Below are 15045 nucleotides of genomic sequence, written 5' to 3' on the forward strand. Positions count from 1 at the left end.
GGCTCCACCTGCCCCTCCATTCCTACAAGATCGATCAACCGCGCTCCTCGGTGGCGCGAGGCGATTATTGCTCAATCCCGACTTCTCTGACCAATCGCGTGCGTGCGGTAACGCTCCGCAGCCAACGCGGCGAGGCGCTTCTCACGTGCCGGGTGGGGAGAACCCCACCCCGGACCGGCCGGCGTACGGGATGGGCCGGCCGGGACCGCGCCCATAGCCTCGAACCATGACCGCCGCGCCGTTGGCCACCGCACCCGTTCCCTCCTCGCCCGTCCGGAGCCTGCTCCGGCGACTCGCCCACGACACCGGCTACGTGCTCTTCAGCCTGCCGCTGGCGATCGTCGGGTTCGTGCTCGCCGTGGCGGGGATCTCACTCAGCGTCGGGCTGCTGGTCACCACGCTCGGCCTGCCGGTCCTGGCCGGCGTGCTCTACGCGGCGCGCGGGCTGGCCGACCTGGAACGGCTCCGGCTCCCCGGCGTGCTCGGCCGGCCCCGGGTCCGCCCGGTCTACCTGACCCCCGGGCGCGGCGCCCGGTTCTGGCGGCGGGTGTTCACCCCGATCCGCGACCCGCAGTCCTGGCTCGACCTGCTGCACGCGTTCCTGCGGCTCCTGGTGACCCTGCCCACGTTCGTGCTGATGGTGGTCTGGTGGGCGCTGGCGCTGACCGGCACGCTCTACGGCGGGTACGACTGGGCCATCCCGCGCGGGCCGGACCAACAGGACCTCAGCCAGCTCCTCGGCATGGGCGACGGGGCCGGCGCGCGGATCGCGCTGAACACCGCCATCGGCCTGTTCGCGCTCCTCACCCTCCCGCTGGTGGCCCGGAGCCTGGCCCGGATCCAGGGCGGCCTGGCGTACTCGCTGCTCACCGGCGTGGCCGAGATGCGGCAGCGGATCGTCACGCTGGAGGAGCAGAAGCGGGCCGCCGCCTCGGCCGAGGCGTCCGCGTTGCGCCGGTTGGAACGGGACATCCACGACGGGCCGCAGCAACGCCTGGTCCGCCTCGCCATGGACCTGGGGCGGGCCCGCCACCAGCTCGCCGCCGACCCGGACGCGGCCCGGCGCACGCTGGACGAGGCGGTCGCCCAGACCCGGGAGACGCTCGACGAGCTGCGCGCGCTCTCCCGGGGCATCGCGCCGCCGATCCTGGTCGACCGGGGGCTGCCCAGCGCGCTCGCCGCGCTCGCCGCCCGGGCGCTGGTGCCGACCGAACTGATCGTCGACGACGACCTGGGCACCGCCGACGGCCGGCTCGACCCGGGCCTGGAGAGCACCGCCTACTTCGTGGTGGCCGAGGCGCTGACAAACGTCGCGAAGCACAGCCGGGCCGACGCCTGCCGGGTGGAGGTGACCCGGAAGGTGGGCCGACTGGAGATCACCGTCGCCGACGACGGGGTCGGCGGCGCGCACCTGGCCAAGGGGCACGGGCTCAGCGGCATCGCCGACCGGGTCCGGGCGGCCGGCGGCACGCTGGAGGTGGACAGCCCGGCCGGCGGGCCGACCCGGATCCACGCCGAGCTGCCCCGGTGACCGCCCGTCGACCGGCCCGGCGACCCGCCGAACCGCCCCGGTGACGGCCGCCGACGACGCGCCGCACCGGGTCGAGGCCGCGCGGTGGGACCCGGACGTGGTAGACACCGGACCCATGCGGGTGGTGATCGCGGACGACGCCGTGCTGCTCCGGGAGGGGCTGATCCGGCTGCTGACCGAGTTCGGGCACCAGGTGGTGGCCGCCGTCGGCGACGGGGACGCGCTTGTCGACGCCGTGGTGGCGCACCGGCCGGACATCTCGGTGGTGGACGTGCGGATGCCGCCGTCGCACACCGACGAGGGGCTGCGCGCCGCGGTGGAGGCCCGTCGCCGGGTGCCGGGCACGCCGATCCTGGTGCTGTCCCAGTACGTCGAGGTGTCGTACGCCGACGACCTGCTGGACACCGCGGGCGGCACCGGCGGCGGCATCGGCTACCTGCTCAAGGACCGGGTGGCCGCGATCGACGAGTTCCTGGACGGGCTGGCCCGGGTGGCCGCCGGCGGCACCGTGCTGGACCCGGAGGTGATCAGCCAACTGCTGGTGCGGCGGCGGCGCGACGACCCGTTGGCCGCGCTGACCCCGCGCGAGCGCGAGGTGCTGGCGCTGATGGCCGAGGGCCGCTCCAACACCGCCATCGCCCGCGCCCTGGTGGTGAGCGACGGCGCGGTGGAGAAGCACGTCCGCAACATCTTCACCAAGCTCGACCTGCCGCCGGACGCCACCACCCACCACCGCCGCGTGCTGGCCGTCCTGGCCCACCTCCGCGCCTGACGCGCCGGCTCAGCGCAGCGCGCGGGCCAGCGTGACCGCCTCGGTGAGGGTGTCGGCGGTCGGGTGACCGCTGGCGCGCAGCCGGGCCGGGTCGGAGAGGCCGCCGGTGTAGAGGACGGCCGCGCCGCCGACCGAGGTGGCCGCGTCGGCGTCGTCGAGCGAGTCACCGATCAGCACCACGTCGGCGCCGGCCAGCCCCAGCTCGGCGAGGTGCTTCTCCAGCCACTCGGCCTTGGGCCCGCCGCCGACCGCGGCACGCAGCCCGTCCACCCGGCTGAAGTGCGGGGTCAGCCCGTACGTGTGCACGGTGGGCACCAGCTCGTCGTGGAACCACATGGACAGCAGCGACTGGCTGCCCGGCCAGGCGGCGATCGCGGCGGTGGCGTCGGCGGCCAGCGCGCAACTGGTCAGCCCGGCCCGGTACGCGTCGTGGAAGATCCGGTCGAGCGCGCCGAACGCCTCGGCGTCGACCGCCCGGCCGAGCATCTCCGCGTAGTAGTCGGCGATCGGCCGGCGGAACCGCACCCGGTGCTCGTCCGCGCTGACCGCCGGACCGCCGGCGCTGGCGAACGCCACGTTGGTGGCGCGCACCACCAGGTCGAGGTCGTCGAGCAGGGTGCCGTTCCAGTCCCACACCAGGTGGCGCCGCGTAGCCGTCACCCGAGCACCATAGTTCACAGTTGCGGGGTGGTCAGGTCCCGCAGCAGCCGGTCCTCCTCGACCCGCCAGTAGCCGTGCTCCTTGCCGTCGAGCAGCACCACCGGCAGCCGGTCGCCGTAGTCGCGCTCCAACTCGACGTCGCCTGTCACGTCCTTCTCCACCCAGCGGTCGCCGGTGACCGCCACCACCCGGTCGAGCGCCGCCTTCGCGTCCTCGCAGAGGTGGCAGCCGGGCCGGGTGATCAGGATGAGCCTCGCGTCACTGGACATCGGGTACCTCCGTGCGGGTCTCGGTCGGCGGTGCCGGCGACGGCACCACGGGCGCCGGGCGCAGCTCGGTCTTGCGGACCTTCCCGATCGCCGAGTACGGCAGCGCGTCGACGAACTCGACGGCGGTCGGGCACTTGAACCGGGCCAGGTTACGCGCGCAGTGGGCGAGCAGCTCCGCCGCCGTCACCGACGAGCCGGCCGCGCGCACCACGTACGCCCGCACAGTCTCGCCGGTCCGGAGGTGCGGCACGCCCAGGACCGCCGACTCGGCCACCCCGGGGTGCGCCTGGAGCACCGACTCGACCTCGTGCGGGTAGACGTTGAAGCCGTTGACCAGGATCAGCTCGCCGAGCCGGTCGACCAGGAAGAGGTCGCCGTCGCCGTCGGCGTACGCCACGTCGCCGGTGGCCCACCAGCCGTCCGGGCCGGGCCCGCCCCGCCCGTCCGGCCAGTAGCCGGCGAACAGGTTCGCGCCGCGCACCACGATCTGCCCGGGGTCGGTGCCGACCGGGTCGTCGGTGAGGTCCATCCCGTCGTCGTCGGTCTCGGCGGCGGGCACCCCGTCGCGCCACAGCTCGTCGCCGTCGGAGCCGACCAGGCGCAGCTCGACGCCGGGCAGCGGGCGGCCGATCGAGCCGGGCTTCGGCTCACCGCCGACAAGCGTGGAGGTGAGCACCGGCGCGGTCTCGGTGAGCCCGTAGCCGACGTGCACCGGATGCCCGGTCAGCTCGGTGAAGCGCGCCCCGACGGGCAGCGGCAGCGGCGCCGCGCCGCACACCGCGACCCGCACCCCGGCCAGCGCCGCGCTCGGGTCGCCGGCCGCGTCGGCCCAGGTCAGGAACATCGACGGTACGCCGAGCAGCACGCTGACCCGGTGCCGGGCGATCTCGTCGAGCGCCCCGGTCGGGCCGGGCTCGTCGACGAGCACGCCGGTGGCGCCGTGGTGCAGCACGGCCCCGAGCCCGGCGTTCAGCCCGTACGCGTGGAACAGCGGCAGCGCCAGCAGCACGGTGTCGTCGGGGCCGACCACCGGCGGGTCGATCCGGTCGGCCTGGGCGTGGTTGGCGGCCAGCGCCCGGTGCGACAGCATCGCGCCCTTGGGCCGGCCCTCGGTGCCCGAGGTGTAGAGCAGTACGGCCAGGTCGTCCCCGTCCCGCGTCGGGAACCGGGACGGGGCGTCGTCGGCGGCGACCGGCGGGACGGTGTGCACCGCGCGCAGCGCGGGCAGGTCGGCGGGGTCCACCCGGGCGGTCACGTCGGCGGCGCCGACCAGGACGGCGGCGCCGGAGTCGGCGAGCACGTGCCGCAGTTCCCGGCCGGTCAGCGCGGGGTTGACCGGCACGGCGACCAGGCCGGCGCGGAGCGTGGCCAGGTAGGTGACCACGAAGTCGGGGGTGTTGCCGAAGCCGATCGCCACCCGGGGCGGGTGTGGCGTCCGGTCCGCCTGCGGCGCGGCGGCGTGCAGCGCGTGGGCGGTGGCGGTGACCGCGGCGTCCAGCGCGGACCAGGTGAGCGTGGTGTCGCGCCAGTGCAACGCGGCCCGGCCGCCGTGGTCGGCGGCGGCCCGGCGGAGGCGGTCGGCGGGGTTCGGCGCGGTGCTGTCGGCGGCGTCCTGCACGGTGGCTGAGTCTGGCACAGCGGGGTGCGCCGGGCCATGCCCCCGAGCGCCGCCCGGGTCCGCCGGGTGAGACCGCAATTGACAGTGGACGCAATTCCCATACGTGGGAGCGTGATCTTCGCGGGCTGTGGAGGCGTGACTGGAGACGGGTTCACGAACCACGCTCACGACACGCCGAGCGGACGAAAAATCGGCCTCGACCTGGACTTCCACTGCGGACCAGGTTGCCGCACGAAAGTCAACCACGAGCGACGGACAACCGGTCCGGCAGGAGTGCGACCACGCGGGAAATACTTCCGCTCTGTGTAACGGACTTGCCACGCGCGGGTGACGTTGGGCCTATCATCACTCGGGTCGGCTCACCCATTTGCCGTGAGTCGACACCCCTCAGCCCGAGGAGGCCCCCGTGCCCGTGAGCGCATTGGACCAGCACCTCAACGGTACGTGCCGCCCGCCGACACGTCCCGCACCGGCCGCGCCCCACCGGGTCGCGCCCGGCCCCGCAGCGCCGCACCGGCGCCCGGCGAGGTCGCTGCCCATCTGGACCGGGGAGGCACGGTGACCACGTTCGGTTACGCGGAACGGCCGGCCGGGGTGACCGGCCCGACCCAGCGGAACCCGCTCAACGAGCGCGCCGAGCCCGCGCCACGCGCGGACGGCCTGCTCGCGCTGAGCGGCGAGGCAAGACGGACCCGCAGCCGCGCGCACCACGGCAACGAGGCGCCGCTGCGCCCGGCGTCCCCCGGCGGCAACGCGAAACCCTCCGCCGGGCGCGTCGGCGCCCCACCCCGCCCGGCCGTCCCGCCGGCCCAGGCCCGCCGCGGTGACGCGGCGACCAGCGCCGAGCCCCCCGCTGCCGAGACCGCGGTGCTGCCGGTGGTGACCGTCGGCGACACCGCGGTGCTGCCGGCCGTCCCGGCCGCCACGCCGGCCACCGGCTTTCCGAGCCGCCCCGACCCGTCCGACCCGGCCACCGAGGTCTGGACGCTCGTCGAGCGGGCGCAGGCCGGCGAGTCCGAGGCGTTCGGCCTGATCTACGACCGGTACGTCGACACCGTCTTCCGGTTCGTCTACTTCCGGGTCGGCAACCGCCAACTCGCCGAGGACCTCACCTCCGACACGTTCCTGCGGGCGCTCAAACGCATCGGCAGCTTCACCTGGCAGGGGCGCGACCTGGGCGCCTGGCTGGTCACCATCGCCCGCAACCTGGTCGCCGACCACTTCAAGTCCGGGCGTTACCGGCTGGAGGTGACCACCGGCGACGTCCTCGACGCCGACCGGGAGGACCGCGGTCCGGAGGGCAGCCCGGAGGCGGCGGTGGTCGAGCACATCACCAACGTCGCCCTGCTCACCGCCGTCAAGCAGCTCAACCCGGAGCAGCAGGAGTGCATCGTGCTCCGGTTCCTGCAAGGCTTCTCGGTCGCCGAGACGGCCCGTGCCATGGGCAAGAACGAGGGCGCCATCAAGGCTTTGCAATACCGGGCGGTACGGGCGCTGGCCCGGCTGCTGCCCGACGGCTTCCAAGCCTGACCCCGCCGCATCCCCGTCCCGCCCACCGGCCCGACGCCGGTGGCTGACGCGTGCCCGGCGCGCTCGCGACCGCCGTCACACCCGGTTATTTCGCCCCCGAACGGCCCGTAACCGGCGACCGGCGCGAACCGTTTCTCCGGGTGCGACCAGTGGTTGTCCCGGCGTCCCCCGGGCCCACCCGGTCCGGCGGGTCAGGTCGGCCGTCCCGGTCGGCACTCGGCCACACGCTGCCACGGGTCGCTGGTGACGACGACGGCCGCCCGGCCGTGACCAGCGAGAGGGGGTGCCCGCGGTGGACAGCGACCTCTTCTCCGGTCGGCGAGCCGAGCGCTTCGCGCAACTCCTCGACGAGGCCAACGGCGGACGCCGACACCACGTCCGGTCCCGCGCCGACGGCGAACTCACCGCGCTCGTGGGAGTGACCCGCCGGCTCACCGTCGAGCGGCCCACCGTCGAGGTCGACGCCGACTTCCGCACCGGCCTGCGCGCGATGCTGGTGGCCACCGCCGACCGTGAGGGCGTCCCCGCCACCACCGACGCCGGCGCCAGCACCGGCGGGCTCGGCGCGCTGCTGCCCGCCATCACCGGCCGCCGGGCGCGGGCCCGGGGCGCGATCCTGGTCGGCGTGGCCGCCGGCGCGATCGCCCTCTCCGGCATCTCCGCCGCCAGCGAGAACGCGCTTCCCGGCGACGCGCTGTACGGCATGAAGCGCTCCACCGAACGCGCCCAGCTCGCCCTGGCCAGCTCGGACATCAGCCGCGGTCAGCTCTTCCTCGACTTCGCCCGGACCCGGCTCGACGAGGCCGCCACGGTCCGCGACGACCGGCTCGGCTTCAGTGCCGTCCTGGACGACATGGACGCGGACACCCGCCAGGGCGTACGCCTGCTGACCACGGTGGCCGCGCAACGCTCCGACCCGACCGCGCTGGACGCCGTGGACACGTTCCTCGCCGGTCAGCGCCGGGTGGTCAGCGGCCTGCTCGCCCGGCCCGACCACGCCGACCGGGACCGCACCCGCCGCTCGCTGGCCCTGCTCGACGCCGCCGGCCGACGCGCCGACGCGCTGCGCGAGACGATCGCCTGCGGGCTGCCCGCGCCGACCGCCAGCGACACGCTCGGGCCGGCGCCGGCCACCTGCCCCGGCGAACGCTGAGCGCGCGGCCACACTTCCCCCGACGGACACCCGACCGTCACGAGACGCCGGATACGGTGGACGCGGCACGCGTACCAGGGTCGTCGAGGGAGGGAGGTCGCGGTGACCGGGTCCCGCAAGGTGACGGTCAGCACCGACGTCCACGGGCACACCGCCGGTTGGGCGGAGACCCCGGCGGCACCCGCGACCACGATCGCGCCGGACCCGACGGCCGCCGCCTTCTTCGACGTGGACAACACGATGATGCAGGGCGCGTCGATCTACTGGTTCGCCCGCGGGCTGGCCGCCCGGAACTACTTCACCGCCGGTGACCTGGCCCGGTTCGCCTGGCAGCAGGCCCGGTTCCGGCTGCTCGCCACCGAGCACGCCGGGACGATGTCCCAGGCCAAGGAGGCCGCGCTCGCCTTCGTGCAGGGCTGGCGGGTCGACGACGTGGAGCGGCTCACCGAGGAGATCTTCGACGAGCTGATGGCGCCGCGCATCTGGGCCGGCACCCGCCGGCTGGCCCAGCGTCACCTCGACGCGGGCGAGCGGGTCTGGCTGGTCAGCGCCGCCCCGGTGGAGATCGGCCGGGTGATCGCGGCCCGACTCGGCCTGACCGGCGCGATCGGCACGGTGGCCGAGGTGGTCGACGGGGCGTACACCGGCCGGCTGGTCGGCGATCTGATGCACGGGCCGGCGAAGGCGGAGGCGGTGACCCAGCTCGCCGCCGTGGAAGGGCTCGACCTGACCCGCTGCGCGGCCTACAGCGACTCCGCCAACGATCTGCCGATGCTGTCCGCGGTGGGCCGCGCGGTCGCGGTCAACCCCGACCCGGCGCTGTCGCGGCGGGCCCGGGAGCGGGGCTGGGAGGTCCGTGACTTCCGCACCGGCCGGCGGGCCGTCCGCATCGCCGTGCCCTCGACCGCCGCCGCCGGGCTGCTCGCCGGCGCGGTGACCGCCGGGCTGGCCCTGCACCGCCGCCGCCAGCGCGCCTGACCCGGCGCTCAGGGGCCGAACGGGTCCGGACGGCGTTCGAGCAGCTTGTGCAGCGTCTGCTGGATGGTCTCCCGCACCTGGTCGGCGAGGTTGAACACGACAAGCGGGTCGTCCGCGGAGTCCCGCAGGTGCGCGGTCGGGATCGGCGGGCAGAACTCGATCAGCCACTTGCTCGGCAGCGGCACCATGCCCAGCGGGCCCAGCCAGGGGAACGTCGGTGTCACCGGGAAGTACGGCAGCTTGAGCAGCCGGGCGAGCGGCTTGATGTCGGCGAGCATCGGATAGATCTCCTCGCCGCCGACGATGGCCACCGGCACGATCGGCGTGCCGGTGCGCAGCGCGGCGGAGACGAAGCCGCCCCGGCCGAAGCGCTGGAGCTTGTAGCGGTCGGAGTAGAGCTTGCCGATGCCCTTGAAGCCCTCCGGGAACACGCCGACCAGCTCGCCGTTGCCGAGCAGCCGTTCGGCGTCCGGGTTGCAGGCGACCGTGCCGCCGGTCTTGCGGGCCAGCTCGGACACCACGGGCATCCGGAAGACCAGGTCGGCGCCGAGCAGGCGAAGGTAGCGGTGGCTCGGATGCCGGTCGTGCAGCGCCGCGGAGAGGATCAACGCGTCCAGCGCCACGGTGCCGGAGTGGTTGCCCACCACCAGGCCGGCGCCCTCGGCCGGCACGTGCTCCAGGCCGCCCACCTCGGTGCGGAACCAGTCCCGGTAGAGCACCCGGACCAGCGGGTGGAAGACCGCGTCGGTGAGGTCCGGGTCGAAGCCGAACTCGTCCACCTCGTAGTCCCCGGCGAGCCGGCGGCGCAGGAACGCGAGCCCTCGCGCCACCCGGCGGTCCCACTGGTCCCCGGGCCGGTCGCCCACCGCCGGCCCGGACGGGCCGGTCCCGGGGGTGACGCTCTCCGCCACCGCCGGCCCCGCCACGGCCTTCTTCGCGACCGCCTTCTTCGCCACGGTCTTCTTCGCCACGGTCTTCTTCGCGACCGGGCGGGTGGTCGGCTCGTCGGCGGAGGTGTCCGGCTCGTCGGCCGGCTCCGGGGGCGCGGGCGGTCGGGCGGCCGGCGCGGTGACCGGCCGGTGCCCGTTGCGCCGCGCCGGCTCCGCGTCCGGCCCGGGCCCGGTCGGGGGTACGTCGAAGCGGGCGTCCCACCGCTCCGGTGTGCTGCTCACGAGCGCTCCCGAACGGTCGAGCGGACCTGACGGATGCTCTCCAGCACCAGTTGCTCGGCCGCGGCGAGCTGGTCGCGGGTCACCACCACCCCGCCGTGGTGGGCGCGGACGAAGTCGTCGAAGGCGGCGGCGGTCGAGCGGGGGGTGAAGCCGAACTCGCGCTCCAGCCGGGTGGTGTCCACCACCCGACCGTGCACGAAGAGGTCGACCTGGTCCAGCCCGTACCGGCCGAAGCCCAGGGTGCGGGCGACCGCGGCCACCCCGGCCAGGCCCGGTTCCAGCACCGGCACGGCCACCCGGCCGGCCCGGCGGATGGCCTGTGACAGCGACAGCACGCCCGGACCGGCCACGTTGAACGTCCCCGGGTGCTCCTCGGCGACCGACCGGTGCAGCACCGTCAGCGCGTCGTCGATGTGCAGGAACTGCAGGCGCGGGTCGCGGCCGAAGATGGTGGGCACCACCGGCTGCGCGAAGTAGCGGGTGAGCGTGGTGTCGGCCGTGTAGCCGATGAACGGCGCGAAGCGCAGCACGGTGGCGGTGACCTCGGGCCGGCGGCGGCGGAAGCCGCGAACGTACCCCTCGATGTCGAGGATGTCGCGGCCGAACCCGCCGCGCGGCACCTCGCGCGGCTCGGTCTCCTCGGTGAAGACGGCCGGGTCGCGGAACGACACCCCGTACGCGGCGGTCGACGAGCGGACCACCAGCCGGCGCAGGCGCGGCGCGCGCTGGGCGGCGGCGAGCAGCTGCATGGTGCCGATGACGTTCTGTTCCTTCATCGCCGCCCGACCGCCGTGCTGCGGGTCGGGCGCGGTGACCAGCGCCAGGTGCGCCACGGCGTCGACGTCGAGGTCGATCAGGAGACCGCCGAGCGAGTCGAGGTCGAGCCGGACCAGCTCGACGTCGGAGAGCAGGTCGGCCAGCTCGGGGTTCGGCGGGGCCGGGTCGACGCCGATGACCCGCTCGATGCGTGGGTCGGCGGCGAGCCGGGCGGCGAGGTTGGCGCCGAGGAACCGGCCGACCCCGGTGACGACGACGACCCCCGGGGCACCGGAGGTGCCACCGGGGGTCATGTCGTGCGCCTTGCGCGGCAGGCAGGATCGAGCCGGAACGTCCGCGGCCTGATCACCTGAGCCTCCGAGGGTCGACAGTTGGCAAGTGGTGCCGGTGCCGGGTCAGCGCCCGGCCCCGGTCACTTGCCGAGACGGCGACGCTGGACGCGGGTCTTGCGCAGCAGCTTGCGGTGCTTCTTCTTAGCCATGCGCTTGCGGCGCTTCTTGACCACCGAGCCCATACGACAGCCTTTCGATGCAACGTGCGGGGCGGACCGGGAGGCACCACCAACGCGGTGGCGCCGTGCCCGCTTGCGGACAACGGACCGGACCAGCGTGGTGGGCCGGGCACACCAGGAGCGATCACGGTCGGGCTCCAGGGTAGCCGGAGTGCGTCAGCAGGACCAACGCGCCCCCGTCGATGCCCCTTTTCGTCGCACTCGGCGGGCGTCACCGAGGGCTCAGGCGGACTCCTGGAACGCGCCCCGGAGATATTCGTGCACGGCGTGCTCGGGCACCCGGAACGAACGACCGACCCGCACCGCGGTCAGCTCACCGCTGTGCACGAGACGGTAGACCGTCATCTTGGAGACCCGCATGACCGTTGCCACCTCGGCGACGGTCAGGAACCTGACATCCGACAGCCGTGCGTCGGACTGCGACCCGGCCATGGCTCACCGACCCATTCCCGTGCCCGGCGCGTGCCACCGGGCAGGTGCTCCCGCCTCGACGAGCGACGCGCGTGTAATGAGTACGGTAGCGGGACGGCTGTGACCTGCGCGATCCCTTCCGTCCTTTGATCATGGCCGGGCGGGCGTCCGTCGGGGCTTTTTCGCCCGGACGGGTGGCGCGTCCGGATCGCCTACTCGGCGCGCAACGCCACCACCGGATCGAGCCGACCGGCCCGCTGCGCCGGCACCACGCCGAACACGATGCCCACCGCCGCCGAGACGCCGAACGCCAACGCCAGCGACCACCAGGTGATCGCGGCCGGGATCGGGGAGAACGCGTCGACGAGCAGCGCGGTGCCCACCCCGAGCGCCATCCCGGTCAGGCCACCGATCGAGGTGAGCAGCACCGCCTCCAGCAGGAACTGCACGCCGATGTCCCGGGGCCGGGCGCCGACCGCCTTGCGCAGGCCGATCTCGCGGGTGCGCTCGCGTACCGAGACCAGCATGATGTTGGAGACGCCGACGCCGCCGACCAGCAGCGAGATGCCGGCGATCGCGGCCAGCACGCCGGTGAGCACGCCCAGGATGTCGCCGAGCACACCGAGGATCTGCTGCTGGGTGACGGCGCTGAACTCGGTGTCCGGGTGCCGGCGGGACAGCTCCGCGACGATCCGCTCGCCGAGCTGGTCGATCCGCTCCCGGTCCGGCGCCTTGACCGCGATGCCGTCGATCCGCTGGGTGCCCCACAGCCGCTGCGCGGCGGTCACCGGGACGTGCACCTCGTCGTCCCGGTCCACGCCGAGGCTCTGCCCGAGCGGGGCGAAGACGCCGATCACCCGGAACCGTACGCCGGCCAGCGTGACCTGCTGGCCGAGCGGATCACGGTCGGGGAACAGCGTCCGGGCCACCGACGCGCCGAGCACCGCCACCCGGCGGCTGGTGTCCACGTCGGCCCCGGACAGGTAGCGGCCCCGGGCCAGCGACCGGGTGAACACCGACGGGGTGGTCTCCAGCACGCCCTGCACGGTGGTGAAGTCGGACCGGTTGCCGGCCCGCGCGGTCGCGCCGGAGGCCACCGTCACGGCCACCCGGCCGGGATCGCCGACCACCCGGGAGACGGCGTCGACGTCCTTGAGGTCCAGCGGCGACACCACCGGCGCGGTGCCCACCTCGATCTTCCCGGGCACCACCAGCAGCAGGTTCGAGCCGAGCCCCTCGACCTGCTGCTCGACCTGCCGCTTCGTGCCGGTGCCGATGGCCACCAGGATCACCACCGAGGCGACCCCGATGATCACGCCGAGCATGGTCAGCAGGCTGCGCATCCGGTTGGCGCGCAGCGCGTCCAGCGCCACCCGCCACGCCTCGGCCACCCTCACCGGGCCGCCCCGTCGCCGGCACGCGGAAGGCGTCCGGTGGCTCCGGTGGCGCCACCGGAGCCACCGGACGGGTGCCCCGGGCCGCTTCCGGACGCGGACCGGGGCTCCGCGCTGGGAGCGGGATCCAGTGTCGCAGGTCCGTCCGCGTCGTCCGACCCCGGTCGATCATGAGCGGTGTCGGACCGGATCAGCCCGTCCCGGACCGCGATCCGCCGACGTGCGCGGGCCGCCACCTCCTGGTCGTGCGTCACCATCACCAGCGCCACCCCGGACTCCGCGTTCAGCCGCTCCAGCAGCTCCAGCACCGCCTCGCCGGTGACGCTGTCGAGGTTGCCGGTGGGCTCGTCGGCGAGCAGCACCGCCGGCTCGGTGACCAGCGCCCGGGCGATCGCGACCCGCTGCTGCTCGCCCCCGGAGAGCTGGTTCGGCCGGTGGTGCAGCCGGTGCCCCAGCCCGACCCGGCCCAGCATCGCCGCCGCCCGTTCCCGCCGCTGCCGCGCCCCGACGCCCCGATAGACGAGCGGCAGCGCCACGTTGTCCACCGCGGACGTCCGGGCCAGCAGGTGGAACGCCTGGAAGACGAAGCCGATCGTCTCGTTGCGCAGCGTCGCCAGCTCCGGCGCGGTCAGCGTGGCCACGTCCCGGCCACCGATCACCAACCGGCCACCGGTGGGCCGGTCCAGCCCGCCCAGCAGGTGCATCAGCGTGGACTTGCCGGAGCCGGAGGGCCCGATCACGGCCACGTACTCGCCCTGGTCGATGGTGAGCGACACACCGCGCAGCGCGGACACCGACACCCCGTCCAGCTCGTACGCGCGCGAGACGTCGACCGCCTCGACCGCGGCGACGGTCACGGCAGCTCCTGGCCGTCGCGCACCTGGTCGGCGCCGCGCACCACGACCCGGTCGCCGGCCCGCACCCCGTCGACGATCTGCACCAGATCCTGCCCCTGCACGCCGACGGTCACCGGCACCCGGTCCGCCCGGCCGCCCCGCAGCACCCAGACCGCGTCCCGCCCGTCGGCGGAGAAGACCGCCGAGGCCGGCACCGCCACCGCGTCCGTCGCCTCCCGGACCCGGAGCCGGACCACCGCGTTCATGCCCGGACGGGGCGCCGGGGCGGCCTCCTCGCCGAGCCGGCCGGCGCCCAGGTCGAGCCGGACCCGGTAGGTGACACCGCCCCGGGCGGAACTGGTGGGCAGCACGTCGACCGAACGGACCGTCGCCTCGTACGTCGCGCCGGTCACCGCGTCCAGCTCGACCGAGGCGGGCACCCCGGCGCGGACCAGCAGCACGTCCGTCTCGTCCACCTCGGCGAGCAGGCCCAATCGGCCGATGTCCACCACGGTGAGCACCGGCGTGCCGGCGGTGACCCGGCCACCGGCCGGCACCGCGTCGTCGACCCCGGCCGGCGGGCCCCCACCCGACCCGGCCGCGCCCAACGCCGACGGGTCGAGGCCGGGCACCCCCGCGCCGCCGGCCGCGCCGAGCAACCCGGCCAGGTCGGTCGGCGTCGCCGCCCGGGTGCCGCCCGGCTGCACCACGCCGGCGATCGGGGCGCGCAGCGTCAACGCGTCGACTGTCGCCTTCGCCAGGTCGTACGCCTGCTGGGCCTGGAGGCGCTGCGCGGCCGACAACGCGCCGACGGCGCTGTTCAGGCCCGCCACGCCGCGCTGCACGGCGGCGACCGCGCGGTCGGCGGCGCGGGCGGCCGACGCGTACTGCCGCTGCGCGGACTCGACCTGGAGCAGCAGCGCGGCCCGGGCCTGCGGGTCGCCGACCTTGCCGGCAGCGGCCCGCGCGGCGGCGAACGCCTCGTCGGCGGCCCGGTCGGTGCCACGCCGGTTGCCGCCCAGGTCGCCGACGCCGACACCCCGGCCGGCCCGCTTCGCGGCGCGCAGCGCGTCCCGCGCCTGGGCGAGGCGCTCCCGCGCGGACGGCGAGTCGATCACCGCGAGCACCTGGCCCCGGGTGACCCGCTGTCCGGGCTGGACCTTCAGGCCGGCCACCGTGCCGTCGGCGGGGGCGGTGAGCGTCGCCGCGGCCCGCGCGGTGACGGTGGCCGGCGCGTCGATCACCTCGGTGACCGGCGCGCGCCCCACGGCGGCGACGCTGACCGCGGGCGTGTCGTCGCCGCACCTGGCGGCGGTGGTGCCGGTCAGCGCGACGGCGGCGAGGAGGGCGGTGACGAGACGGGGGCGGCGGGCCGCGGGCAGCCGCGGCGAGGGGGTGCGGGCCACCCGGCCCATGCTACGACCCGTCGACCG

The 15045-nt window shown here is 75.1% G+C and carries 15 protein-coding genes; 5 read left to right on the top strand and 10 right to left on the bottom strand.

What is annotated here, in order from left to right; genetic code table 11:
• The first annotated feature begins 226 nt into the window (after positions 1–226).
• Positions 227–1531, top strand: coding sequence for a sensor histidine kinase (locus tag OG767_RS29175; RefSeq protein ID WP_405091341.1), 1305 nt, complete (start codon positions 227–229; stop codon positions 1529–1531).
• 115 nt (positions 1532–1646) lie between these two features.
• Positions 1647–2303: a response regulator transcription factor gene (locus OG767_RS29180; RefSeq protein ID WP_281938297.1), complete on the top strand. Its 657-nt coding sequence runs from the start codon at positions 1647–1649 to the stop codon at positions 2301–2303.
• A 9-nt stretch (positions 2304–2312) separates the two neighbouring features.
• Here the strand turns inward: OG767_RS29180 and OG767_RS29185 are convergent, their stop codons facing one another.
• The 3 genes from OG767_RS29185 to OG767_RS29195 are packed head-to-tail and all read right to left on the bottom strand — an operon-like array spanning position 2313 to position 4850.
• Positions 2313–2963 (bottom strand): HAD family hydrolase, encoded by a 651-nt coding sequence (locus tag OG767_RS29185; RefSeq protein WP_405091342.1) that lies wholly within the window; start codon positions 2961–2963, stop codon positions 2313–2315.
• Positions 2964–2977: 14 nt separating this feature from the next.
• Positions 2978–3232, bottom strand: a complete 255-nt coding sequence (locus OG767_RS29190) for a glutaredoxin family protein (RefSeq protein ID WP_343444904.1) — start codon at positions 3230–3232, stop codon at positions 2978–2980.
• The gene (locus OG767_RS29195) at positions 3222–4850 is read right to left on the bottom strand and encodes an AMP-binding protein (protein WP_405091343.1); all 1629 of its coding nucleotides are present in this window, start codon (positions 4848–4850) and stop codon (positions 3222–3224) included. The genes OG767_RS29190 and OG767_RS29195 overlap by 11 nt, the downstream gene beginning before the upstream one ends.
• 558 nt (positions 4851–5408) lie before the next feature.
• On the opposite strand from OG767_RS29195, the gene OG767_RS29200 reads away from it, so the two are divergent.
• The 3 genes from OG767_RS29200 (at position 5409) to OG767_RS29210 (ending at position 8511) form a co-directional block, all read left to right on the top strand.
• Positions 5409–6380 carry an ECF subfamily RNA polymerase sigma factor, BldN family gene (locus OG767_RS29200; protein WP_405091344.1) on the top strand — a complete coding sequence of 324 codons (972 nt, stop codon included), beginning with the start codon at positions 5409–5411 and terminating at the stop codon, positions 6378–6380.
• A gap of 292 nt (positions 6381–6672) precedes the next feature.
• Complete coding sequence (locus OG767_RS29205) at positions 6673–7533, top strand: DUF5667 domain-containing protein (protein ID WP_405091345.1); 861 nt, start codon at positions 6673–6675, stop codon at positions 7531–7533.
• Between the two features lie 102 nt (positions 7534–7635).
• Positions 7636–8511, top strand: coding sequence for an HAD family phosphatase (locus OG767_RS29210; RefSeq protein ID WP_281938306.1), 876 nt, complete (start codon positions 7636–7638; stop codon positions 8509–8511).
• 8 nt (positions 8512–8519) lie between these two features.
• Here OG767_RS29210 and OG767_RS29215 read toward each other — a convergent pair whose 3' ends face one another.
• The 7 genes from OG767_RS29215 to OG767_RS29245 all read right to left on the bottom strand — a co-directional run bounded on the left by OG767_RS29215 (position 8520) and on the right by OG767_RS29245 (position 15027).
• Positions 8520–9377: a lysophospholipid acyltransferase family protein gene (locus OG767_RS29215; RefSeq protein ID WP_281938619.1), complete on the bottom strand. Its 858-nt coding sequence runs from the start codon at positions 9375–9377 to the stop codon at positions 8520–8522.
• Between the two features lie 302 nt (positions 9378–9679).
• Positions 9680–10753: an NAD-dependent epimerase/dehydratase family protein gene (locus OG767_RS29220; RefSeq protein ID WP_405091346.1), complete on the bottom strand. Its 1074-nt coding sequence runs from the start codon at positions 10751–10753 to the stop codon at positions 9680–9682.
• Positions 10754–10872: 119 nt separating this feature from the next.
• Positions 10873–10974: a 30S ribosomal protein bS22 gene (locus OG767_RS29225; RefSeq protein WP_007465623.1), complete on the bottom strand. Its 102-nt coding sequence runs from the start codon at positions 10972–10974 to the stop codon at positions 10873–10875.
• 219 nt (positions 10975–11193) lie between these two features.
• Positions 11194–11403: a helix-turn-helix domain-containing protein gene (locus OG767_RS29230; RefSeq protein ID WP_013288759.1), complete on the bottom strand. Its 210-nt coding sequence runs from the start codon at positions 11401–11403 to the stop codon at positions 11194–11196.
• Positions 11404–11594: 191 nt separating this feature from the next.
• A complete protein-coding gene (locus OG767_RS29235) occupies positions 11595–12779 on the bottom strand; it encodes an ABC transporter permease (RefSeq protein ID WP_107162558.1) in 1185 nt (394 codons plus the stop codon).
• Positions 12776–13633 carry an ABC transporter ATP-binding protein gene (locus tag OG767_RS29240; protein ID WP_405091347.1) on the bottom strand — a complete coding sequence of 286 codons (858 nt, stop codon included), beginning with the start codon at positions 13631–13633 and terminating at the stop codon, positions 12776–12778. Before OG767_RS29240 ends, OG767_RS29235 begins: the two co-directional genes overlap by 4 nt.
• A complete protein-coding gene (locus tag OG767_RS29245; RefSeq protein ID WP_405091348.1) occupies positions 13630–15027 on the bottom strand; it encodes an efflux RND transporter periplasmic adaptor subunit in 1398 nt (465 codons plus the stop codon). The genes OG767_RS29240 and OG767_RS29245 overlap by 4 nt, the downstream gene beginning before the upstream one ends.
• Positions 15028–15045: the final 18 nt, after the last annotated feature.

The sequence above is a fragment of the Micromonospora sp. NBC_01392 genome (genome assembly GCF_045040125.1).
Lineage (GTDB): Bacteria > Actinomycetota > Actinomycetes > Mycobacteriales > Micromonosporaceae > Micromonospora.

What these genes read in the sequence shown, in the direction of transcription:
- OG767_RS29220 (WP_405091346.1), bottom strand. Translation starts at nt 10,753, where the DNA reads ATGACCCCCGGTGGCACCTCCGGTGCCCCGGGGGTCGTCGTCGTCACC.
- OG767_RS29225 (WP_007465623.1), bottom strand. Translation starts at nt 10,974, where the DNA reads ATGGGCTCGGTGGTCAAGAAGCGCCGCAAGCGCATGGCTAAGAAGAAG.
- OG767_RS29230 (WP_013288759.1), bottom strand. Translation starts at nt 11,403, where the DNA reads ATGGCCGGGTCGCAGTCCGACGCACGGCTGTCGGATGTCAGGTTCCTG.
- OG767_RS29180 (WP_281938297.1), top strand. Translation starts at nt 1,647, where the DNA reads ATGCGGGTGGTGATCGCGGACGACGCCGTGCTGCTCCGGGAGGGGCTG.
- OG767_RS29245 (WP_405091348.1), bottom strand. Translation starts at nt 15,027, where the DNA reads ATGGGCCGGGTGGCCCGCACCCCCTCGCCGCGGCTGCCCGCGGCCCGC.
- OG767_RS29175 (WP_405091341.1), top strand. Translation starts at nt 227, where the DNA reads ATGACCGCCGCGCCGTTGGCCACCGCACCCGTTCCCTCCTCGCCCGTC.
- OG767_RS29190 (WP_343444904.1), bottom strand. Translation starts at nt 3,232, where the DNA reads ATGTCCAGTGACGCGAGGCTCATCCTGATCACCCGGCCCGGCTGCCAC.